The 21,819-nt window shown below is 37.8% G+C and carries 19 protein-coding genes and 1 pseudogene; 14 read left to right on the top strand and 6 right to left on the bottom strand.

The features are described 5' to 3' along the window. Positions 1–24: 24 nt before the first annotated feature. Positions 25–1,269, top strand: coding sequence for a dihydrolipoamide acetyltransferase family protein (locus KHA97_RS05870; protein ID WP_213123767.1), 1,245 nt, complete (start codon positions 25–27; stop codon positions 1,267–1,269). An 86-nt stretch (positions 1,270–1,355) separates the two neighbouring features. Here the strand turns inward: KHA97_RS05870 and KHA97_RS05865 are convergent, their stop codons facing one another. Then, positions 1,356–1,664 carry a hypothetical protein gene (locus tag KHA97_RS05865; protein WP_213123766.1) on the bottom strand — a complete coding sequence of 103 codons (309 nt, stop codon included), beginning with the start codon at positions 1,662–1,664 and terminating at the stop codon, positions 1,356–1,358. 240 nt (positions 1,665–1,904) lie between these two features. Here KHA97_RS05865 and KHA97_RS05860 point away from each other — a divergent pair, with 240 nt between their 5' ends. The 6 genes and pseudogenes from KHA97_RS05860 (at position 1,905) to KHA97_RS24580 (ending at position 9,603) form a co-directional block, all read left to right on the top strand. Next, positions 1,905–3,320 carry a methylmalonyl-CoA mutase family protein gene (locus KHA97_RS05860; protein WP_213123765.1) on the top strand — a complete coding sequence of 472 codons (1,416 nt, stop codon included), beginning with the start codon at positions 1,905–1,907 and terminating at the stop codon, positions 3,318–3,320. Continuing rightward, positions 3,320–5,488 (top strand): methylmalonyl-CoA mutase, encoded by a 2,169-nt coding sequence (gene scpA / locus KHA97_RS05855; RefSeq protein WP_213123764.1) that lies wholly within the window; start codon positions 3,320–3,322, stop codon positions 5,486–5,488. The genes KHA97_RS05860 and scpA overlap by 1 nt, the downstream gene beginning before the upstream one ends. Then, positions 5,481–6,506, top strand: coding sequence for a methylmalonyl Co-A mutase-associated GTPase MeaB (gene meaB, locus KHA97_RS05850; RefSeq protein WP_213123763.1), 1,026 nt, complete (start codon positions 5,481–5,483; stop codon positions 6,504–6,506). The genes scpA and meaB overlap by 8 nt, the downstream gene beginning before the upstream one ends. A 170-nt stretch (positions 6,507–6,676) precedes the next feature. Continuing rightward, the gene (locus KHA97_RS05845) at positions 6,677–7,114 is read left to right on the top strand and encodes a BrxA/BrxB family bacilliredoxin (protein WP_213123762.1); all 438 of its coding nucleotides are present in this window, start codon (positions 6,677–6,679) and stop codon (positions 7,112–7,114) included. A 324-nt stretch (positions 7,115–7,438) separates the two neighbouring features. After that, positions 7,439–7,942, top strand: a complete 504-nt coding sequence (locus KHA97_RS05840; RefSeq protein ID WP_213123761.1) for a L,D-transpeptidase — start codon at positions 7,439–7,441, stop codon at positions 7,940–7,942. Positions 7,943–8,035: 93 nt separating this feature from the next. Continuing rightward, a pseudogene (locus KHA97_RS24580) lies at positions 8,036–9,603 on the top strand (IS3 family transposase). 141 nt (positions 9,604–9,744) lie between these two features. On the opposite strand, the gene prli42 reads toward KHA97_RS24580, so the two are convergent. Continuing rightward, complete coding sequence (gene prli42 / locus KHA97_RS24255) at positions 9,745–9,837, bottom strand: stressosome-associated protein Prli42 (protein WP_213123760.1); 93 nt, start codon at positions 9,835–9,837, stop codon at positions 9,745–9,747. Positions 9,838–9,997: 160 nt separating this feature from the next. On the opposite strand from prli42, the gene mce reads away from it, so the two are divergent. From mce to KHA97_RS05810, 4 genes are read left to right on the top strand one after another with little or no spacing between them, the layout of a single operon-like run. After that, positions 9,998–10,420, top strand: coding sequence for a methylmalonyl-CoA epimerase (gene mce, locus KHA97_RS05825; protein ID WP_213123759.1), 423 nt, complete (start codon positions 9,998–10,000; stop codon positions 10,418–10,420). Then, positions 10,413–11,963, top strand: coding sequence for an acyl-CoA carboxylase subunit beta (locus tag KHA97_RS05820; protein ID WP_213123758.1), 1,551 nt, complete (start codon positions 10,413–10,415; stop codon positions 11,961–11,963). Before mce ends, KHA97_RS05820 begins: the two co-directional genes overlap by 8 nt. Positions 11,964–11,993: 30 nt before the next feature. Beyond that, positions 11,994–13,112, top strand: coding sequence for a M20/M25/M40 family metallo-hydrolase (locus KHA97_RS05815; RefSeq protein ID WP_213123757.1), 1,119 nt, complete (start codon positions 11,994–11,996; stop codon positions 13,110–13,112). Positions 13,113–13,143: 31 nt separating this feature from the next. Then, the gene (locus tag KHA97_RS05810; RefSeq protein ID WP_213123756.1) at positions 13,144–13,614 is read left to right on the top strand and encodes a chemotaxis protein CheW; all 471 of its coding nucleotides are present in this window, start codon (positions 13,144–13,146) and stop codon (positions 13,612–13,614) included. A gap of 250 nt (positions 13,615–13,864) precedes the next feature. Here KHA97_RS05810 and KHA97_RS05805 read toward each other — a convergent pair whose 3' ends face one another. Next, on the bottom strand, positions 13,865–14,719 hold the full coding sequence (locus KHA97_RS05805; RefSeq protein WP_213123755.1) for a metallophosphoesterase: 855 nt from the start codon (positions 14,717–14,719) through the stop codon (positions 13,865–13,867). Between the two features lie 133 nt (positions 14,720–14,852). On the opposite strand from KHA97_RS05805, the gene KHA97_RS05800 reads away from it, so the two are divergent. Together KHA97_RS05800 and KHA97_RS05795 are read left to right on the top strand one after the other, a co-directional pair. Beyond that, positions 14,853–15,986: an MGDG synthase family glycosyltransferase gene (locus tag KHA97_RS05800; protein ID WP_213124328.1), complete on the top strand. Its 1,134-nt coding sequence runs from the start codon at positions 14,853–14,855 to the stop codon at positions 15,984–15,986. A 117-nt stretch (positions 15,987–16,103) separates the two neighbouring features. Next, the gene (locus KHA97_RS05795) at positions 16,104–17,318 is read left to right on the top strand and encodes a DNA polymerase IV (protein ID WP_213123754.1); all 1,215 of its coding nucleotides are present in this window, start codon (positions 16,104–16,106) and stop codon (positions 17,316–17,318) included. Between the two features lies 1 nt (position 17,319). On the opposite strand, the gene KHA97_RS05790 is transcribed toward KHA97_RS05795, so the two are convergent. Continuing rightward, positions 17,320–17,763, bottom strand: a complete 444-nt coding sequence (locus KHA97_RS05790) for a YueI family protein (protein WP_213123753.1) — start codon at positions 17,761–17,763, stop codon at positions 17,320–17,322. Positions 17,764–18,147: 384 nt separating this feature from the next. Beyond that, the gene (gene zwf / locus KHA97_RS05785; protein WP_213123752.1) at positions 18,148–19,647 is read right to left on the bottom strand and encodes a glucose-6-phosphate dehydrogenase; all 1,500 of its coding nucleotides are present in this window, start codon (positions 19,645–19,647) and stop codon (positions 18,148–18,150) included. A gap of 157 nt (positions 19,648–19,804) precedes the next feature. Between zwf and rnz the strand changes: the two genes are divergently transcribed. Further along, positions 19,805–20,734: a ribonuclease Z gene (rnz, locus tag KHA97_RS05780; protein WP_213123751.1), complete on the top strand. Its 930-nt coding sequence runs from the start codon at positions 19,805–19,807 to the stop codon at positions 20,732–20,734. On the opposite strand, the gene namA is transcribed toward rnz, so the two are convergent. After that, positions 20,731–21,753, bottom strand: a complete 1,023-nt coding sequence (gene namA / locus KHA97_RS05775) for an NADPH dehydrogenase NamA (protein WP_213123750.1) — start codon at positions 21,751–21,753, stop codon at positions 20,731–20,733. The genes rnz and namA overlap by 4 nt on opposite strands. Between the last annotated feature and the right edge of the window lie 66 nt (positions 21,754–21,819).

Here is a 21,819-nt window from a genome sequence, read left to right as displayed (position 1 = left end):
GGAGGCTAAGAGGAGGAAATCATATTGTCAATAAAAAATATTACAATGCCCCAACTCGGTGAGAGTGTTACGGAAGGAACTATCAGCAGATGGCTAGTACAATCTGGTGATCATGTCAATAAATATGACCCATTAGCGGAAGTGATGACGGACAAGGTCAATGCAGAAATTCCATCATCTTTTACTGGAACTATTGATCAATTGATTGTTGAAGAGGGGACTACCCTTGCAGTAGGAGAAACGATTTGTACGATTAAAACGGATGAAGCGGATGAAGACAATTCTGATGATACTACGGTTGAACAGAGTGAAACCGAGCTGGATCATTCCGCGACTTCTCCAATAAAAAATCAACAAACTACAGGAAAAACAAGATATTCGCCAGCGGTTTTAAAAATGTCACAGGAGCATGGCATCGATTTATCATTAGTAAGTGGAACCGGCAAGGAAGGCCGTATTACGAGGAAAGATTTACAAAAACTCATTGATGCCAATGAGATTCCAGTAGCCGAGAAAAGGTCGGAGCCTGTTACTCAGAGCAAAAAAGCGGAACCTGTTTATGCTAGTTCCGGAGATATTGAAATTCCTATTTCAGGGGTTAGAAGAGCGATAGCATCAAAAATGCTGCGCAGTAAGGCAGAAATTCCACATGCGTGGATGATGATGGAAGTGGATGTAACGAACTTAGTAAAATATCGTGATGAATTAAAAACTGAATTTAAAGAGCGTGAAGGGTTTAATTTAACTTATTTTGCATTTTTTGTAAAAGCTGTAGCCCAAGCCTTAAAAGAATTTCCAATGATAAACTCGATGTGGGCGGGAGATAAAATTATCCAGAAGAAGGATATTAACATTTCAATTGCAGTTGCAAAAGAAGAAGAATTATTCGTTCCTGTTATTAAGCATGCAGATGAAAAATCGATAAAAGGAATCGCTAGGGATATTACAGATCTTGCTAAAAAGGTACGGAACGGAACATTGAAAAATGAAGATATGCAAGGTGGTACCTTCACGATCAATAACACCGGATCATTTGGTTCAGTCCAGTCGGTAGGGATCATTAATCATCCGCAAGCAGCGATTCTACAAGTTGAATCCATCATTAAGCGCCCTATAGTTGTGAATGATGGGATTGCGATTCGTGATATGGTGAATTTATGTCTATCTCTTGACCATAGAGTCTTAGATGGTCTCATTTGCGGACGTTTCTTGCAACGTGTCAAAGAAATACTCGAGAATATTCCGAAAGAGAATACATCGGTTTATTAATATAAAGTACGGAGGGATGAAAATTATTATTTAGATTTAATTTTCATCCCTTTTTATATAAAATCCTGATAAATGGTTTATCAAAGTCAAAAACCTGATTGCCAGGCTATGATAATGAATGTTGTCCAAAACAACGAAATTACGATTAGGACTGTACCGAAACTTCTCAACATAATATCAGCTTTGCTAAGCTCTAAGCTTTTTATTTTATAAAACATCAGAGAAATTGCTGCTATAGAACAAACATATGACAAAACTGCTCCGCTCCAATACCACTGCATTGTTAAAGTCCTATTCGGCCCCCAATATGCTATTGACTGAAACTCCATACTGAAAATAAATCCGATAATAGCTAAAATGAATGAAGAAATACTCCAATATGTAAATGTTCGCATATGCATCCCCCAAAGTAATCTTTTTAATTTCGTGCTAAATACATTCTTTAATTTACAAATTGGTGTGCAAAGTTATGAATGTATTAATTAATTTCCATATGAATTTTCTTTTCCCTTTTTCATTTTCTATTTTTCATTACTAATGGCGAGGAATTTTCACCTTTTTCAATTTGTTTTTGCTCAAGTTTCATGATTGTACTAATATATAGATAGAGCTGAATTTGATGGGGGGTTGGTTCGATGTCCATCCGTGAGATCAAAAATGCAGTTTTTCCAAATAACAAATATGAAATATGGGAACAAGTTGCTTTAAAAACAATAAAGAGCCATTCATTGGAAACGCTTTACTCTGAAACGTATGAGGGAATAAAACTGTCTCCAATTTATACAAAAAAAGGTGTGAAAAATAGATTAGAAGATTCGTATAGTCGCGGTTTATATATAAAGAACAATAGGAGAATTGCTCAAAAATTATACTGTACTAATTGGGATGATCTAACCAGGCAAATGGTAAAGGCGAAAGAATGTGGACAAGAAACAGTTTCTTTTGATGTAGATAACCTTCATGACACTGCAAAATTGGACTTTGGTGAATTGAGTAATATATTTAACCTAAGGACCACTCCATTATTATTATTCACGAAATACAACTTTCAGCTGATTGCCCGCAAACTTTTACAAATAGATGCTGATCATGTAATTGGGGCCTTAGCTGTTGATCTTATTTCATCACAGCTTAAACGAGGGTATTTATATAAACTAGAAGGACAAACATGGGCAGATTGGAAAGAAATGATTTGCAAGCTTGATGCGAAATATCCTAGTTTGCGAACGATAGTAATTGATAGCACTCCTTATCATAATAGCGGAGCAAATGCTATTCAAGAACTGGCAGCATCTTTATCAGAAGCAATACATTATATAGAAGAAATGCAAAAGTTAGGTTGGGAGCCTCATAGAACAATGAAAAAAATGATTTTTCATTTTTCGATAGGCAATCATTTTTTTATGGAAATTGCAAAGCTACGAGCATTTCGTTTACTATGGAAAACCGTTTGCTCTGCATATGAGATTGATCCTGTAGAATGCAATCCTTTAATAAGTGCAGAAACGTCTACTTTTACGAAATCCTTATTAGAACCGTATAACAATATCCTTCGTTCGGGAAATGAAGCATTTGCTGCCGTGGCAGGCGGGGTTAACTTTTTACATGTAGCGCCATTTAACATCTCTGATCCATCAGATGAGTTTGCGATGCGAATTGCCCGAAATACTCAATTACTTCTTCGTGAGGAAAGCTATCTCGATAAAGTGGTAGATCCAGCAGGCGGATCCTTTTATGTTGAAACGCTGACTGGAGAACTTGTTGAAAAGGCATGGGAGCTTTTTCAAACTATTGATAAAAAAGCTGGAATATATTCAGTTCTCCAAAGCGGGTGGTTTCAGAGCATTGTGAAAGGTACGCTATCGAAAAGAATAGAAGATATAGAAACTAGAAAAAAATCTATGATTGGTGTTAATGTGTTTAAGCAAGATTCGAATGTAGCATCTTTGCACATATCTAAATCAGATGATAATCATGAAATGGATAGTGTGAAGATTGAACCATTAGAACAGGTGCGACTTGCTGAAAAAAGTGAAAGCGGGGATTTTTAATGAAGACTAAACCCGATTTTCAAAAGATTCATCCATTTCATGGCGATAAAAAGATGAATGAAAATAAGAATGAGCAACTATCATTCTTTGAGACAAACGAAAAAATAAAAGTTAAATCATTATATACAAAAAATGATATAGAAAGCCTAGACCATCTAAATGATATGCCGGGACTGCCGCCATTTACGAGGGGGCCTTATGCCACTATGTATGTGAGCAGACCTTGGACAATCCGCCAGTATGCGGGATATTCTACGGCAGAAGAAAGCAACGCTTTTTATAGAAGAAATCTCGCAGCAGGACAAAAAGGATTATCCGTAGCGTTTGATTTAGCTACACATCGAGGCTATGATTCTGATCATCCTAGAGTGGAGGGAGATGTAGGGAAAGCAGGTGTTGCCATTGATTCAGTTGAGGACATGAAAATCCTTTTTGGAGGGATTCCACTTGATCAAATGTCCGTTTCGATGACGATGAATGGTGCAGTTATCCCGATTATGGCCTTTTTTATCGTAGCCGCAGAAGAGCAAGGAGTAAAAAAAGCTCAGCTTTCGGGAACGATACAAAATGATATTTTAAAAGAATATATGGTACGTAATACCTATATCTATCCTCCAGAAATGTCTATGCGAATAATTAAAGATATTTTTCAATATACGTCAACACATATGCCGAAATTTAACAGTATTTCAATTTCTGGCTATCATATGCAAGAGGCTGGGGCACCAGCTGACTTGGAACTTGCTTATACGCTTGCAAATGGTTTGGAATACGTCAGGACAGGTTTACATGCAGGTATAAAAATAGATGATTTTGCTCCGCGCCTTTCATTCTTTTGGGGAATTGGAATGAATTATTTTATGGAAGTGGCAAAACTTCGTGCTGCAAGAAAAATGTGGGCACAGCTGATGAGTCATTTTCATCCTCAAAATCCAAAATCCCTAGCACTTAGAACGCATAGTCAAACTTCAGGATGGAGCCTGACTGAACAAGATCCATACAATAATATTGTTCGGACATTAATTGAAGCCCAAGCAGCGGTAATGGGGCATACCCAATCGTTGCATACGAATGCACTGGATGAAGCCATTGCATTGCCGACTGATTTTTCCGCAAGAATTGCAAGAAATACTCAATTATTTTTACAGATGGAAACCGGGATTACTAACGTAATAGATCCATGGGGAGGCTCTTATTATGTAGAGTCGCTGACAAAAGATTTGATGGAGCGTGCATGGGAGCATATTGAGGAGATTGAAGAGCTGGGCGGTATGGCGAAAGCAATTGAAACTGGTTTGCCGAAGCTGCGAATTGAAGAAGCGGCTGCCAGAAAACAAGCACGCATTGATTCAAATAAGGAAACAATTATCGGAGTCAATCGATATCAAATTAATGAAGAAGCACAAATTGAAATATTAGATATCGACAATGAAGCGGTTCGTCAAAAACAAATTGAGCGCATAAATATGCTTAAAGCTAACCGTAACGAGAACGAAGCCCGTGCTGCGCTTGAGGCATTGACGACAGGAGCAAAGGGAGACCTGAATTTATTAGAGCTTGCAATTGAGGCTGCAAGGTGCAGGGCGACAATTGGAGAGATTTCTGAAGCAATCGAGAAAGTATGTGGCCGCCATAAAGCGGTCACCCGCTCTGTGAATGGGGTGTACAGCTCCAACTTTAATAATGATAAATTAATATTAACTGTAAAAGAAATGACAGATGAATTTTTAGAAAATGAAGGAAGGCGTCCTCGTATTCTCATTGCTAAAATGGGACAGGACGGACATGATCGCGGAGCAAAAGTGATTGCGACTGCCTTTGCCGATTTAGGATTTGATGTAGATATTGGTCCACTCTTTCAAACGCCTGATGAAACGGCAAAACAAGCAGCGGAAAATGATGTTCATGTCATTGGGGTAAGTTCACTGGCGGCAGGTCATAAAACGCTAGTACCAAAATTAATAAACGCTTTAAAAGCAATCAATCGTGAAGATATTATCGTTGTAGTAGGTGGAGTCATTCCTGTTCAAGATTATGAATTTCTTAAGGAAAAAGGCGTTTCAGCGATCTTTGGTCCAGGGACAGTTATTCCAATAGCAGCTCAAAAAGTAATAGTGGAAATTTATGATAGACTCGGATATGAGGAAGAGGTCATAACCGATGGATGAAATGAAGCGAAAGTTTGTCAAAAGAATAAGGAATGATAGCACACTAGAAGAATTGATTGAAGGGATACTGCAAAAAGATAGAGCGGCATTGGCCAAGGTGATTACATTAATTGAAAGTAGGGCCTTACGCCATCAAGAACAGTCAAGAACGACATTACAAAAGCTCTTGCCTTACACGGGAAAGTCAATTAGAATCGGCGTGACAGGGGTACCAGGAGCAGGAAAAAGCACATTCATTGAATCATTCGGATATTTATTATGTGAGCTAGGGCATCGTGTAGCGGTTCTTGCAGTAGATCCAAGTTCTACAATAAATGGCGGAAGCATACTTGGGGATAAAACAAGGATGGAAAAACTAGCTAAGCATCCCAATGCATTTATCCGTCCATCTCCTTCAGGAGGAGTACTCGGAGGCGTTCATACGAAAACAAGGGAAGCAATCTTAGCTTGTGAAGCAGCTGGCTTTAATGTCATTATCGTTGAAACTGTAGGAGTAGGACAAAGTGAATCTATCGTCAGAGGCATGGTTGACTTCTATTTATTGTTAGTATTAACTGGTGCAGGTGATGAATTACAAGGAATAAAAAAAGGAGTATTGGAACTTGTAGACTTGATTGTAGTGAATAAAGCAGATGGAGAGAATGTTACTAATGCTAAGAAAACGATGCACGAATACAATCAAATTCTTCATATGTTTCAACCTGCAACAACTGGATGGACTACAAAAGCAGCTATGTGCTCATCACTGACGGGAATTGGTATTGAACAAGTATGGGAGAAGATTCAGGATTTTATAGAGGTTACACAATCTTCTTCGGTGTTTAAAGAGCGCAGGCAAATACAAATAAAAGAATGGCTCTTTTCTTTAATCAAAGAGCGATTAGAAACGAGCTTTTTTTCAAATAAAAATATTCAAGAGATGCTGCCGGAATTAGAACATAATGTGATGAATGATCTTACGACAGTACCAGATGCTGTCGATACTCTCTTTTCAGCATACAAAAAAAAGGACAGCTAATCTTGCTGTCCAAAAACATCTAGGGAGTTTAGGGGTATGGATCTAGATGTAGTTTCATTTTACCCAGTTCTAAAAAAAATAAACCTTTTTCAAATAAAAAAATATATTATTTGAAATACAGTATGAAATATTGCTATGATAACGTTAGTGATTATTAAGGAGTTGAGAAAATGAATATTGATTTCAATTTATATATGAATGATATTGTTAAACAAGCACGTGAAGATATGGAAAGGTCTGGATATACGCAATTAACCACTCCAGAAGAAGTAGAAGCAGCTTTTGATAAAAAAGGTACGACCCTTGTGATGGTTAATTCTGTTTGTGGTTGTGCAGGAGGAATTGCACGTCCAGCTGCTGCACATTCTGTTCATTATGACAAGCGTCCTGATCAACTAGTCACCGTGTTTGCAGGTCAAGATAAGGAAGCAACTGCTAAAGCTCGTAGCTATTTCACTGATTATCCACCTTCCTCGCCATCGTTTGCTATATTAAAAGATGGAAAAATATGCGCAATGGTTGAACGTCATGAAATTGAAGGACATGACCCAATGTCAGTAGTAAATAAGCTCCAACAATACTTTGAACAATATTGTGAAGAAGTATAATAAACGAATACCCTAAAGGAAGTTAACTTCCTATAGGGTATTTTTAGTATGAAACTTTTCCTTTTTCATAAAATAAGAACAAAAGCGAAGCGCCTATTCATCGCCATACTGGACCATAGGTGGTTTTTGTCCATGTTCCTTATTTGGCCTTCCTCTGAGAAGCCATCTTCAGCTAGACAAGACGAGTGTGAATTCCTTATCGTAGGGAGATGGACATGGAGTTGCTAGTCGATGGTTGCTTGCGCTGGACGAGAACGACCCCTAAAAAGTTATCAACAAAATTTCAAGTTTGTAATTTCTTATACAAAGAAAAAGGGTGATATGATGCAGCTTTTTCTAGCTCTTTTCCTTTTCATTGGTTCTCCATTTTGGCCATTTGATAAGGAAGTATTGCCAGGTGATCATCTCGTAATAGTCAATAAACGCACAAACGAGCTTGCATGGGTTAACGGTGGAAAAGTACAATTTGTTACAAAAGTAGCGACAGGAAAAACGAATGACATGACACCAGAAGGTTTATTTACTGTAAAAGTAAAGGCGGAAAAACCGTACTATCGCAAAGCGAATATTCCTGGTGGAGACCCGCATAATCCCCTTGGATCAAGATGGATCGGTTTTGATGCATTAAATACTGATGGAAGAATTTACGGATTGCATGGCACTAACAACCCATCATCCATTGGAAAATATATATCTGAAGGTTGTATTAGGCTCCCGAAAGAACAGCTCGAAGTATTATTCGATCACATCCCGATCGGATCAAAGGTTCTAGTCGTCAACTCCACCAAATCTTTTGAAAGATTGTCATTTGAAATCGGAGTAATATAAAAAGGTGAGGCTACCCTGTTAATTGATATGCTCCCAATAAGGTAGACAGATGAAATAATAAAAAATCTGTTTACTAAATTGGGGGCTTTTTCTTTGGCAAAAAGTATTTATAGTGCACAAGAAAAGTATGAGTTAATTATGGCGTTTGAGGACAGACAAACCTCTGTAAAAGATTTTTGTCGGGAACACAATATATCTAAACTAACCTTAAATAAATGGGTCTACCTATATCAAACATATGGAATGGATGGGCTCCAAGGTTCAACTGGATGGAAACGGTACACCAAGGAGCTAAAGACAGCTGCCGTTCTTGATTATCTTTCCGGATCCTATTCATTGATTGATGTTATTCGGAAATATGAAATATCAAGTCACTCAGTGTTGGAAAAGTGGATAAAGAATTATAATGGTCATAGAGAATTTAAAGACACGCAAAGGATGAGCAGCTCTATGATCAAAGGTCGGTCCACTACACTTGAAGAACGTTTGGAAATTGTAATGTATTGTCTTCAAAACGGAAAAAATTATCACCAAGCATCAGAGCTTTTCAAAGTCTCTTATCAACAGGTGTATCAATGGGTAAAAAAGTACGAGAAAGACGGAGAAGACGGTCTTAAAGATAAGCGTGGCCAGCATAAGGCGGAACCAGAGTTAACTCCCGAAGAGAAGATTCAGCGTGAAATGAAACGCTTGGAACGGGAAAATGAGCGTCTTCGGGCAGAAAATGCATTCTTAAAAAAGTTGGAGGACATCGAAAGGAGGCGGCTAAAGAGGCGGCATTAAGCCAGGTTCGCTTAACTGATAAATATGTGGCTATTCAGGAATTACATGAGAATGAGAATTTCTCAATTTCGCTATTATGCAAGATTGCTAGAATTGCACGTTCTGCATACTATAAGTGGCTTCAACGCACCCCTTCCGAGAATGAGAAGTGGAATGAAGAAATTTTAGCGGAGATAAAACGCCTAAATGAGAAGGTGGACGGCATATACGGATATCGCCGCATAACGCTTAACCTAAATCGTATCTTATCCAAGACAATTAACCATAAGCGTGTGTATCGGCTGATGAGGACGGCTGGAATCCAGTCGGTTATTCGACGCAAACGCAAGAATTATAAACCAAGCACACCGCAACATGTGGCAGAGAATATATTGAACAGGGATTTCCACACGGAGAAACCAAATGAAAAATGGCTGACTGATATAACCGAAATGAAGTATGGAGCCTCCAAGAAAGCTTATTTGAGTGCGATTTTAGATTTGTACGATGGATCGATTGTAAGCTATGTATTAGGCACATCCAACAATAATCCGTTGGTGTTTAAAACCCTGGATATAGCATTGGAAGCCAATCCAGGAGCTAGCCCCCTCTTCCACAGTGATCGAGGATTTCAATACACGTCCCCTGCATTCAAAAGGAAAATTGGGAGAGCAGAAATGACGCAAAGTATGTCGCGAGTGGGAAGGTGCATCGATAATGGGCCAATGGAGGGATTTTGGGGAACATTGAAATGTGAAAAGTATTATCTAAACAAGTACGATACATTTGAAGAGTTGAAAAAAGACATTGATGAATACATACAATTTTATAATCAACAACGATTACAAAAAAGACTAGACGGCCTTAGCCCCTTAGAATACAGGTCTAAAGCCGCCTAGTGTCGTTTTTTTATTTCCACTGTCTACTTGACAGGGGGCAGTTCAAATTTAGGATAACCTCACCTTTGAAATTATTTAAGTCCATTTGCGTTAAGTATTCGTATCAATCCTCGCTCAATCGAGACTAAAAATTTCTTCTGCTTATAAAAACGACAGACCTGCCATAATAGTAGTGGCAATCATAGAGAAGAGCATAACATAGACAATAATTCTTTGGATTTTTTTATTGGACAAATCAATGCACCCCTACAAAATCTTATTTATTACTATTTTATCTTGAAACTGAAACCGATACAACCCATCTTACTTCGTAATAATAGAGAAAGCAGGATTGTGAACGATAAATGTCGAAGATTATATACATCTTCTACCGAATGCTTTTTGGAGGGTTATTATGAAAAAAGTGGATCACATTGGAATCGCAGTTCGATCGTTGGAAGAAACGCTTCCTTTTTATACAAATATTCTAGGCTTTGCGTGTATAGCGATTGAAGAAGTCCTATCTGAGAGAGTAAAAGTTGCTTTTTTAGATGCAACTAATATGAGGATAGAATTATTGGAACCAACAGATTCAACTAGCGCAATAGCAAAATTCATAGAAAAGCGCGGTGAAGGCATCCATCATATTGCCTTTCAAGTAGATTCAATAGAAAAGCGAATATCAGAATTTAAAATTAATGGCATCCGAATGTTGAATGAAGTTCCTAAAGAAGGTGCAGCAGGGGCAATGATTGCTTTTATCCACCCGAAATCTGCCCACGGTGTGTTATATGAGATATGCGAAAAAAAGCCACTGGAGGGGAATGACAGTGACTGATATATATGAGAAAATAAATGATCTATACGATCGGAGACGAAAAGCTGAGCTTGGCGGTGGAGATGAAAGGATTCGTAAACAGCATGAAAAAGGAAAGTTGACTGCGAGGGAAAGGATTGATTTACTGCTCGACCAGGGATCATTCGTTGAACTAAACCCATTTATAGAACATCGCTCAACTGATTTCGGCGTGGAAGATATGAAGCATCCAGGTGATGGTGTAGTAACTGGCTATGGTAAAATAAATGGTAGGCTCGTTTTTTTATTTTCCCAAGATTTTACCGTGTTCGGCGGTGCACTAGGTGAGATGCATGCAGAAAAAATTGCTAAAACCATGGATCTTGCTGCAAAGAATGGTGCCCCTTTTATTGGTCTAAATGATTCAGGCGGGGCAAGAATACAAGAAGGTGTCGTGTCTCTTGATGGATACGGACATGTTTTCTATCGGAATGCCATTTATTCCGGAGTTATCCCGCAAATTTCGGTCATTATGGGACCATGTGCGGGCGGAGCTGTCTACTCCCCTGCAATTACCGATTTTGTTTTCATGGTGGATTACACTAGTCAAATGTTTATTACTGGCCCAAAAGTAATTGAAACAGTAACAGGTGAGAAAATTTCATCAGAAAATTTAGGTGGTTCAAAAGTACATAACACGATAAGCGGTAACGCTCATTTTAGGGGAAGCGATGAAAAAGAGGTATTGTCAATGGTTCGCACTCTTTTGGATTATCTTCCACAAAATCATCAGGAAAAACCAGCTATTGCAGATTGGGACGGTGAAGATGATTTACGACCTGAAATTTTAGATCTTATTCCTTTTGATCCAGTGAGGCCTTATGATGTTAGAATGGTTATAAATCAAATAGTAGATGACCATTCTTTTATTGAAGTACATAAGGAGTTTGCAAAAAATATTGTTGTCGGATTTGCAAGAATTCGCGGTGAATCGGTCGGTCTAGTTTGCAATCAGCCGAAATTTATGGCTGGAAGTCTTGATATCGATTCGTCGGATAAAGCTTCTAGATTCATTCGTTTTTGTGATTCTTTTAATATCCCGATTATTACGTTTGAAGATGTTACAGGTTTTTTCCCTGGTATTAAACAAGAGCATGGCGGGATTATAAGGCATGGAGCCAAAATTTTATATGCCTATTCCGAAGCGACCGTTCCAAAAATTACGGTCATATTAAGGAAGGCGTATGGGGGGGCATATGTCGCCCTTAATAGTAAGGCGATTGGTGCAGATCTCGTCTTCGCTTGGCCAAATGCAGAAATTGCTGTCATGGGACCACATGGTGCGGCAAATATTATTTTCGCCCGTGAAATTTCGAATAGTAATAATCCAGAAAAAACAAGAATGGAGAAAATGGAAGAATATCGTGAAACGGTTGCAAATCCTTATGTTGCAGCTGCACGGGGCATGGTTGACGATGTCATCGATCCACGCGAAACGAGAATCAAATTAATCCAAGCTTTAGAAATGCTTCGACATAAGACTGAAGAAAGACCTCATAAAAAACACGGTAATATTCCTTTATAAAACAACATTGATAAAATGGAGGACACACAGATGATTAACGATCAACGACTATTGGATGAATTCCTAGAATTAGTACAAATTGACTCAGAGACCAAGCATGAATCAGAAATTGCAAAAGTGTTGAAGGAAAAATTTCAACAGTTAAATGTGGAAGTTTTTGAAGATGATACGATGGAACAGACAGGACATGGTGCAGGAAACCTAATATGTACCTTAAAAGGCAATATTGAGGCATCACCTATCTATTTTACTTGCCATATGGATACAGTTGTTCCAGGAAAAGGGGTAAAACCATCTATTAAAGACGGATATGTTGTAACCGATGGTACAACTATTCTTGGAGCAGATGATAAAGCCGGGATTGCAGCGATGCTGGAATCGATTAAAGTGTTGAAGGAACAAAATATCAATCATGGAGATATCCAATTTATTATTACGGTTGGTGAAGAATCCGGACTTGTCGGTGCAAAGGCTCTTGATTCTTCTCTAGTAAATGCAAAATATGGATTTGCGCTTGATAGTGATGAAAAAGTTGGAAATATTATCGTTGCCGCGCCAACTCAAGCGAAAGTTAAAGCTGTTATACACGGTAAAACAGCCCATGCTGGAGTGGCTCCAGAAAAAGGGATTTCTGCTATTACAATAGCTGCAAAAGCGATTGCCAGAATGCCTTTAGGTCGTATCGACGAGGAAACAACTGCTAATATCGGACGTTTTGAAGGGGGACAAGCTACAAACATCGTAGCAGACGAAGCAATCGTGTTGGCAGAAGCAAGATCTCTTGTAAATGAAAAAATGGAAGCACAGGTTGCAAAAATGAAGGAAGCGTTTGAAGAAGCAGCTAAAGAAATGGGCGGTTCTGCCGATGTAGAAATTGAGGTTATGTATCCAGGGTTTAAATATTCAGATGGTGATGAAGTAGTCGAGGTGGCGAAAAAAGCCGCTGTAAAAATTGGCCGAAAACCACAATTGCTAAAAAGTGGGGGAGGCAGTGATGCGAATGTCATTGCCGGATTTAATATCCCTACAGTTAATCTATCTGTCGGATATGAAGAAATTCACACAACGAATGAGCGGATGCCGATAGAAGAGCTCTCTAAACTAGCTGAAATGGTAGTGGCTATTGTAGAAGAAGCATCGGAAAGATAAAGTTTAATACTTTAACAAAGGGTGAGATGAGATGGCGGTTACAGCAATCGTATTTAACGCGGGGCAAGAGGAATATGCAATTCCTGTACAATATGTAATTTCTATCGAGAAATATGAAAATGTGAATCCAGTGCCACATTTGCCGGAATATATTAGGGGAGTTGTAAAATCAAGAGGGGAATTAATCCCTGTTCTTGACTTCAGTTTTATTTTATATAATCGCCATATTCATAATGATGATGATGTTAGAATGATTGTCATTCATACGGAGGAACTTTCTTTCGCTGTATTAGTAAATGAGGCGAAAGAAATTTTGGAAATTCCCGAAAATGTATTGCAGCAAATGGGGCTTGTTGCTTATCATAAAACAAAATACTTTTCTTCAATAGCTAATCTCGAGGACAGAATCATTACGATGATCGACCCAGTAAGTATGCTTGAAGTTCTCGAAGGAGTAAAGGAAATTAAAGATTATTTACAAGAACAAAAACAAGAAGCATAAATTTAACTGGAAAAGATGATCAACTCTTTCCAATGATGGATAGATAAACAGAGAAGAATAACTGTTTATCTATCTTTTTTTTACTTATTTTTCACAAGAATTCCATCGTTACAGGCCAATTTTCCCAGAAATAAGTTGTAAGCTTTCGATAAAAAATAAATAAAAGGTACAGAATATAAGGTGAAGTAGTTATGAGAGGTTATCTTATTTCAATAAATAAAAAAAGCTGTTATATAAACAGCTTTTTCCCTTAGATAGCAGTAGCCGGTTTAGCCAAACTAGCAGCCAATGGTAATTCATGAATGGTGATTTCAGGACGGCTTCCAACCCGAATATTAACACCGGTTTGACCAAGCCCTTCATTGATATAGAAAGGTTTTCCATCATACATATGGAGCCCTTTAATAATATTCATTCTTGGAAGCTTACCCATTTTGGCTAGGTGATACGCTTTAGGGTAGCAGATTTGACCTCCATGGAAATGACCAGCAAGCAAATAATCAAAATGATATTTTTTCATGTGCAAAACGATATTGGGATCATGGGTTAATACAAGGTTAGTTCCTTTCTTAATTCCCTCGTATGAAGATTCTAGGTTGCTTCGTTTTGTACTAAAATCATCGATTCCAATAATATTGACCGGTCTACCTTGGACAAAAATTTGCTCATATTCGTTTCGCATTACTTTACAGTTGTATTTTTCGAGTGTCTTGATTAAAGTTTGTAAGTTTTGATCTTGCAAAACATAATCGTGGTTTCCTAGGACGGCATATATTCCATATTTCGCGTTTAATTTGTTCAAGACTTTTAAATATGGGACAAGCTTTGGAATCGTCCGTTTACGATCGAGGAAATCTCCGGTAAGTGCAATTAAATCAATAGGCATATCTTTAAGCTTTTCATAAAGTTCAGCAGGTGAAACAGAAATATTTTCAAGATGTAAATCGGAAAGTTGAAGTATCGTTAATTTTGGATTTATTTTTCCGATAGATTGATCTTGATCGATGTTTATTTTATTTATCACGATATCCTTCGTGTTGTTATAAGCTTTTTTTAAACAATAAAAAAGAAGTATAGCGAATGCAGTGTATAATAGAAAGTTCAAATGTAATCACTCCTTCCATATGATAGATTATACTAGAAAAATACTGCCATTTTTACAAGTAATTGATGGGAGTAATCCCATGGCAGTAAATTCCAAACGTGCTCCAAGAAAAGAAAGCTTAGAAGAGGTGACTATGAAAAAACTAAATAAATCTGTGCTATTCTTACCTTTTTTGCAAATCCCTTCTGGGCACCATCAAACAGCAAATGCCTTAATAGATGGACTTTTGACCTTACATCCACAAATTACATGTGAAAAAATAGATGTTCTGTCGTACAGCTATGGGAAAATTGAATCACTTGTTTCGAATATTTATCTCAAATGGATTGATGCTTTTCCCGGATTGTATCATTTTATATATCAAAACTCTGTCTATAAAAATATCGATAAAAATAAGCGCTTTTGGCTATATGAATATTTATTTATTTCTAAAATAAAAAGGCTTTTAGAAGAAAAACAGCCAGATCTCATTATTTGCACCCATGCATTACCCTCGTACATGTTGAATTACATGAAAGAGAAGGACGGGCTGACTATTCCAGTTATCAATGTTTACACAGATTTCTTCATCCACCGTTTTTGGGGCGTGAAGAATATTGACTTTCATTTCGTACCTTCTTATCAAATGAAAAAATTTTTAATTCAAAAAGGAATCAAGGAAGAGCAAATTTTCATAACTGGTATTCCAATTCATTCGAGTATCATAAAACAAAAAAATACTTCTGCACCATTAAGCCCTTTTAGACTATCGGTATTAATAGCAGGGGGAAACCTCGGGGTAGGCGCCATTGAAGAGTTAATTCAGTTTATTGTGGAGGGTAGCCATAATTGGCACATCAAATATTATGTATTATGCGGAAAAAACGTGAAGTTATATAAAAAACTCAAAAGTATGCAAAAAAGCCATATTATTCCGTTTCCGTATATCGATAGTAGGGAGGAAATGAACAGGCTTTACGATCAAATGGATGCCATTTTAACAAAGCCTGGTGGAGTGACGATTAGTGAATGCCTTTTTAAGCGCAAACCTATTTTTATATATGATGCACTGCCTGGCCAGGAAGAGATCAATTTGCAACACCTAAAGGAATTAGGAGTCGTTTATCATCTCAACAAGGGTGATATTCACGAACAAATACTTTCCGTTTTTTTCGATGAAAAGGAATTGGAAAAATATCAACTTTACGTAACCAATTATCATTTGCATATTAATACTACAGAACCTGCTAAATTAATTTCTGATTTGTTAATTGAACAACTTCATTAAAAATACCACATTGAATATGCCTAAATACTTTTATCCTACCACGGTCCATCATACTGTGGTATTTTATGTTCATAGGAACAATTGATAAATCTTAAGAAGTAATTAAAGGTGATTGAAATGAAGGCTTTCTACCCTAAAAAAGGTCGTGTGATACTACACGTTGATATGAATAGTTTTTTTGCTTCTGTTGAGATGGCATATGACACTTCTTTGAAAGGCAAGCCCCTTGCAATTGCAGGGGATGAAGAGGCAAGAAAAGGAATTGTTGTTACATGCAGCTATGAAGCACGTAAATACGGTGTGAAAACTACAATGCCGGTTTGGGAAGCGAAAAAACTCTGTCCGACTTTAATTGTAAAGAGGCCTAATTTTGATCGGTATCGCAATGCTTCTCAAGCAATGTTTGACGTATTGAGGCATTATTCGGATTTAGTAGAGCCCGTTTCGATAGATGAAGGATATGTTGATATTTCAGAAAGCTTTGAACTAGGGACGCCTATTGAAATAGCAAATGCAATCCAACAAAGTCTACTTAATCAACTAGATTTACCTTGCAGCATAGGGATTGCTCCGAATAAATTTCTCGCTAAAATGGCGTCGGATATGAAAAAACCACTTGGAATTACGGTTTTAAGGAAAAGAGATATTGTTGATGTCATTTGGCCACTACCTACTGTTGAAATGCACGGTATTGGAGAGAAGACTGCTGCAAAGCTTACAACGCTGGACATTCATACAATTGGAGACTTAGCTAAGGCGAGCGATTTGCAGTTAAAGGCTAACTTTGGAATACGGGGCCCACAATTAATAGAGCGTGCAAATGGAATCGATTCTAGACCTGTTGACCCAGACGCTGCAGCAGAAAATAAAAGTGTTGGAAATTCGGTTACATTACCAAAGGATATTACAAATCAATCCAAGTTATTAGAAATTCTTGAATCCTTATCAGGAAGTGTATCAAGTAGATTAAAGAAAAAAGGTTATGTAACGAAAAATATCGCGATAACGATTCGCTATAATGATAGAAAGACGATTTCAAGAGGGAAAAAAATCATTAATCCGATTGTTGAAGCTGAGGATATTTTTCAAGCAGCTAAAAATTTATTTTTACTTAATTGGAAAGGGGATCCAGTTAGATTATTAGGGATAACTGGCCAAGATTTAATTGATAATGACAGTGCTTTTGAGCAGCTAGATTTATTCTCATATGAAAAAGCAGCCCAAAAAGAGCCGCTTTATAACGCTATCGATAAAATAAAAAGTAAATATGGCACAACTATACTTCAAAAAGGAAGTGATCTTCAAAAAGGAAAGAACGATAAGAAACTGTGAATTATTTCTTTAGAAAATTAAGCAAGCTAGATAGAGGCTTCTTTTTTCTCTTAGAAATGGTTACAGTTTTTTCTTTCTTTTTTTGAATATATATTTCTTCCTTGTCAATGGCGTGGTTGTATGTCAGGACGAGACCGATATTTGTATCATGATTTTTATTTGCCACGATTGAAAATTGTACATCATTCTTTCTAGCATTATGGATGTAGTCAGTCAAATACGAGTAGTCTAAATCACCGTTTAGAAGCAATATTGCTTTCGGATGCTCTTTCATTAATTGGATAACTTCTGGATAAACACCTTTTTCCATCACTTGGCTTTTCGTAAGTGCAACGACTATTCTTTCTCTAATCGTCCCTAGAAATTTCCGTCGTTCATCTGGCTTGATCTCTTTTACCCCGTACATTCCCTTTTGTATATAATCATCCACATTGGGGCTTTTCACGGCAAACACCTCCGCGGTAATATATTCTCAATGTTGTTTGTTTGTTAAAAAATAATCTATGTATCTATATTTAGTATAGCAGTAATTAAAGGTAATCTGTACTGGAAATAGGCAAAAAGAAAAGGCTGTTCAACAGGTTTTCCCTGTGTCTTGAACAGCCAAAAGGTCTTTCGTTTTATTGTCTAGCTCCAGGTGCCAGCCCCTCGAGTTCATAAACCACCTGTAGGATGCGGGTTGTCATTCCAACCACGTCGTGTTTCTTTAATATTTCAGGAATCCTAAAGAAGAACGTCGACTAAGATCTTCCACGTCCTTATGTCTTCATCGACGGACCCACATCCTGTGGGCCTGAGCGTCCTTTAACAGGCGCTCAAGTTTTTATTATTAGCAATCGTTGACATCAAGATCAGTAACAGGCCACCATGAAAATCCATCTTTTTCAAGCAGTTCATCAGCTGCTGTTGGACCCATAGTACCAGCGCTATAATTTGGAAAGTCCGCTTTTTCACTTTCCCAATTATGGCTGATTTTGTCTACAAAGCTCCAGGATAGAGCAACTTCATCCCAGTGTGTGAAGTTTGTTGCATCACCTCTGAGGCAATCAAATAAAAGTTTTTCATATGCTTCAGGAGTATTAAGACCTGGTGCATGATTATTTGAAAAATTAAGCTTTACTGGTGTTGTTTCCATCATTTGTCCTGTGTCCTTAGCATTTAAATGAAGGGTGATTCCTTCTTCCGGCTGTATATGAATGACGAGAAGATTTGGATCTAAATTCTTTTCCGACTTGTAATAAAGATTCATTGGGATATCTTTAAATTGAATCACGATCTTCGTTGATTTTGCCGTCATTCTTTTGCCAGTTCGAATATAAAATGGAACACCAGCCCAGCGGAAATTATCAATCATTAACTTCCCAGCTACGTAAGTATCGGTATTCGATTCTTTATTTACATTTTGCTCCTCGCGATATCCAATTACTTTTTCTCCATTAATCTCTCCAGGACCATATTGACCCCTAACGAAATATTGAGGGATTTCATCTTGCTCAATAGAGCGAAGCGCACCCAGCACTTTTACTTTTTCACTGCGAATTTCTTTCGGTGTAAGACGAATCGGCGGTTCCATAGCAAGAAGGGCTACCATTTGCAGCATATGGTTTTGCACCATATCACGCAGAGCACCACTCGTTTCATAATACCCGCCGCGTTCTTCTACACCTAACATTTCACTTGATGTTATTTGGATATTCGAGATGAAACGATTATTCCATAGAGGTTCAAAAATAGCATTGGCAAAGCGAATCACTTCAATATTTTGAACCATTTCTTTTCCAAGATAATGATCAATTCGATAAATATCATTTTCAGAAAAGACGTTTCGAATTCTTTTATTTAATTCAATGGCAGATTCAAGGTCGTGCCCAAATGGTTTTTCAATAACGAGCCTATGGAAGCCATTCGTATCCGTTAATCCGTCAGTTTTTAAATGCTCAGCAATCGTACCAAAAAATTCTGGAGCCATTGCAAGATAGAAGACTCTGTTCCCTTCTAGACAATATTTTTGGTCGAGTTCATTAGCGAGTGCTTTTAATTGTATGTATGATTGTGAGTCGCTGACATCATGAGGTTTATAATAAAAATGAGAAACAAATTCTTCTATATTCTCCGCATCTTTTATTGATGTTAGAACAGAGTCTCTAACATGTTCTCTCAAGACTTCATCGGACCATGGGCGTCTTGCCACACCAATGACCGCAAAATGCTCCGATAATTTCCCTTTTCTAAAAAGGTGAAAAAGGGAAGGATATAGCTTCCTTTTGGCTAAATCTCCAGTTGCGCCGAAAATCATTATAAGCGATGCGGGTGTTTCAGATTGAATCATTATGAAAACCTCTCTTTTCCTTCGTAAACTTTTCCAATGTGTTGATTATACCCTATCTTACCAATTATTCTGAAAAAAGACGATTAGTCAAGTATCTATTTTACAATAGCTTCTCATAATTATGATAAAATAAGTATTATTTATATGGAGGGCTAATATGAGATTACTCTTTCTCGGAACTGGTGCGGGAGTACCAGCAAAGCCTAGGAATGTCTCTTCTTTGGCATTAATGCTGTTGGAAGAGAGAAATTCTATATGGCTTTTTGATTGTGGTGAAGCGACCCAACACCAAATTTTACATACTTCATTAAAACCTAGAAAAATCGAAAAAATTTTTATTACTCATCTACATGGAGATCATATATTTGGCTTGCCAGGATTACTAGGAAGCCGTTCTTTCCAAGGCGGAGAAACAGAACTTACGATTTATGGACCGAAAGGCATTCGTGAATATGTCGACGTTTCTCTCAAAATAAGTCAAACCCATTTAAAATACCCTTTAACCATCATCGAGATGGAAGAGGGGGTTATTTTCGAAGATGAGCAGTTTATGGTTGAGACTTTACTGCTCGATCATGGAATTGCTAGCTTCGGATTCCGTATTACAGAAAAAGATAAAAAGGGTACGCTTGATGCTGAGCGTCTTCGTTCCGACGGCATATTGCCTGGACCAATTTATAAGCGCCTCAAGAAAGGCGAAATGATTGCTCTCGATGATGGAAGAGTGATAAATGGAAACAATTATTTGGGACCTGACCTAAAAGGGAGGGTTATTTGCATTCTTGGTGACACACGCCCTTGTGAAAATGCACTCATTCTAGCTTCAAGAGCAGATGTAGTAGTTCATGAAGCCACTTTTTCTGCCGATAGTGAAGAGATGGCTAGAGATTATTTTCATTCAACAACCGTCCAAGCAGCGAAAATCGCCTTGAATGCACAAGCAAATACCCTATATTTAAATCATATTAGTTCACGTTATCTTAAGGAAAATTGGAATGAGCTTACAGAAGAAGCAAAGGCTATTTTTCCTAACACGAATATGGCGTATGATTTCCTAGAACTGTCGATCGCCCCGCATAAAATTTAACTCATCCAGCCTCGTCGATATTGTTCAGGAGCTTCCAATTCATATTTTAGTTCTTTTGCTGCTGTTCGTGGCCAGTAAGGGTCACGTAAGAGTGCGCGAGCTATAAAAACTAAGTCCGCTCGTTCATTTTGCAAAATTTCCTCCGCTTGAGTTCCATTTGTAATCAATCCTACTGAACCAGTTGGGATATTTGCTTCTTTTTTAATTTGATCCGCAAATGGAACTTGGTAGCCTGGAAATGCGTGGATATGTGCAGGAACTACAGCACCTGAACTAACATCTACTAAGTCAATCTCTTGTTCTTTCATCCACTGGGCTATCGTGACATAGTCGTCTGGCGTTAGTCCTCCTTCGCTGTAATCATTCGCTGAAACACGAACGAATAAAGGACCTTCCCAAACAGATTTCACTTCCTCGATAATGTCACTTAAGAAGCGATAACGATTTTCCAGGTTGCCTCCATACTCATCGCTGCGCTCATTTGTGAGCGGAGAGAGGAATTCATTGATAAGATATCCATGTGCAGCATGAATTTCGATTACTTTAAAGCCTGCTTTTTTTGCTCTCTCTGCGGCTTTTCCAAATGCTGCAATCGTCTCATTTATTTCATCTATGCTCATTTCCTTTGGTGTTTTCATGCTTTCATTAAAAGGAATGGCACTTGGTGCGATGATTTCCCCATCAAGCACTGCTTTTCGGCCTGCATGGGCAATTTGGATTCCGCTGACAGCACCATGGGCTTCGATCATTTTAGTAAGCTTAGTAAGCCCTTCAATATGATCGTCACTCCAAATTCCCAAATCCTGAGGGCTAATTCGTCCTTGTGGTGTAACAGCTGTTGCCTCAACAATTATTAATCCTACTTGCCCAACAGCACGGCTTGTATAATGAGTATAGTGCCAATCGTTAACCATACCATCCTCATTGAAACAGGAATACATGCACATTGGTGACATGACAATCCTATTTTTTATCGTAATATTTTTAATCGTAAAAGGTGTAAACAGTTTTACAGACATTTTTTTGCCTCCTATTATGCTTTCGCTCTATTATAGCAAGATGAAGGCATTTTTTGCATTTGTGAG

This window comes from Lederbergia citri, assembly GCF_018343625.1.
In the GTDB taxonomy this organism is placed as follows: Bacteria; Bacillota; Bacilli; order Bacillales; family Bacillaceae_C; genus Lederbergia; species Lederbergia citri.
This window is presented reverse-complemented; position numbering and strand designations above follow the sequence as displayed.

Coding starts and splice junctions, on each gene's coding strand:
- KHA97_RS05860 (WP_213123765.1), top strand. CDS start 1,905: ATGTCCATCCGTGAGATCAAAAATGCAGTTTTTCCAAATAACAAATAT.
- mce (WP_213123759.1), top strand. CDS start 9,998: ATGAAAAAAGTGGATCACATTGGAATCGCAGTTCGATCGTTGGAAGAA.
- KHA97_RS05840 (WP_213123761.1), top strand. CDS start 7,439: ATGCAGCTTTTTCTAGCTCTTTTCCTTTTCATTGGTTCTCCATTTTGG.
- scpA (WP_213123764.1), top strand. CDS start 3,320: ATGAAGACTAAACCCGATTTTCAAAAGATTCATCCATTTCATGGCGAT.
- KHA97_RS05815 (WP_213123757.1), top strand. CDS start 11,994: ATGATTAACGATCAACGACTATTGGATGAATTCCTAGAATTAGTACAA.
- rnz (WP_213123751.1), top strand. CDS start 19,805: ATGAGATTACTCTTTCTCGGAACTGGTGCGGGAGTACCAGCAAAGCCT.
- KHA97_RS05800 (WP_213124328.1), top strand. CDS start 14,853: ATGAAAAAACTAAATAAATCTGTGCTATTCTTACCTTTTTTGCAAATC.
- namA (WP_213123750.1), bottom strand. CDS start 21,753: ATGTCTGTAAAACTGTTTACACCTTTTACGATTAAAAATATTACGATA.
- meaB (WP_213123763.1), top strand. CDS start 5,481: ATGGATGAAATGAAGCGAAAGTTTGTCAAAAGAATAAGGAATGATAGC.
- KHA97_RS05865 (WP_213123766.1), bottom strand. CDS start 1,664: ATGCGAACATTTACATATTGGAGTATTTCTTCATTCATTTTAGCTATT.
- KHA97_RS05795 (WP_213123754.1), top strand. CDS start 16,104: ATGAAGGCTTTCTACCCTAAAAAAGGTCGTGTGATACTACACGTTGAT.
- zwf (WP_213123752.1), bottom strand. CDS start 19,647: ATGATTCAATCTGAAACACCCGCATCGCTTATAATGATTTTCGGCGCA.
- KHA97_RS05845 (WP_213123762.1), top strand. CDS start 6,677: ATGAATATTGATTTCAATTTATATATGAATGATATTGTTAAACAAGCA.
- KHA97_RS05810 (WP_213123756.1), top strand. CDS start 13,144: ATGGCGGTTACAGCAATCGTATTTAACGCGGGGCAAGAGGAATATGCA.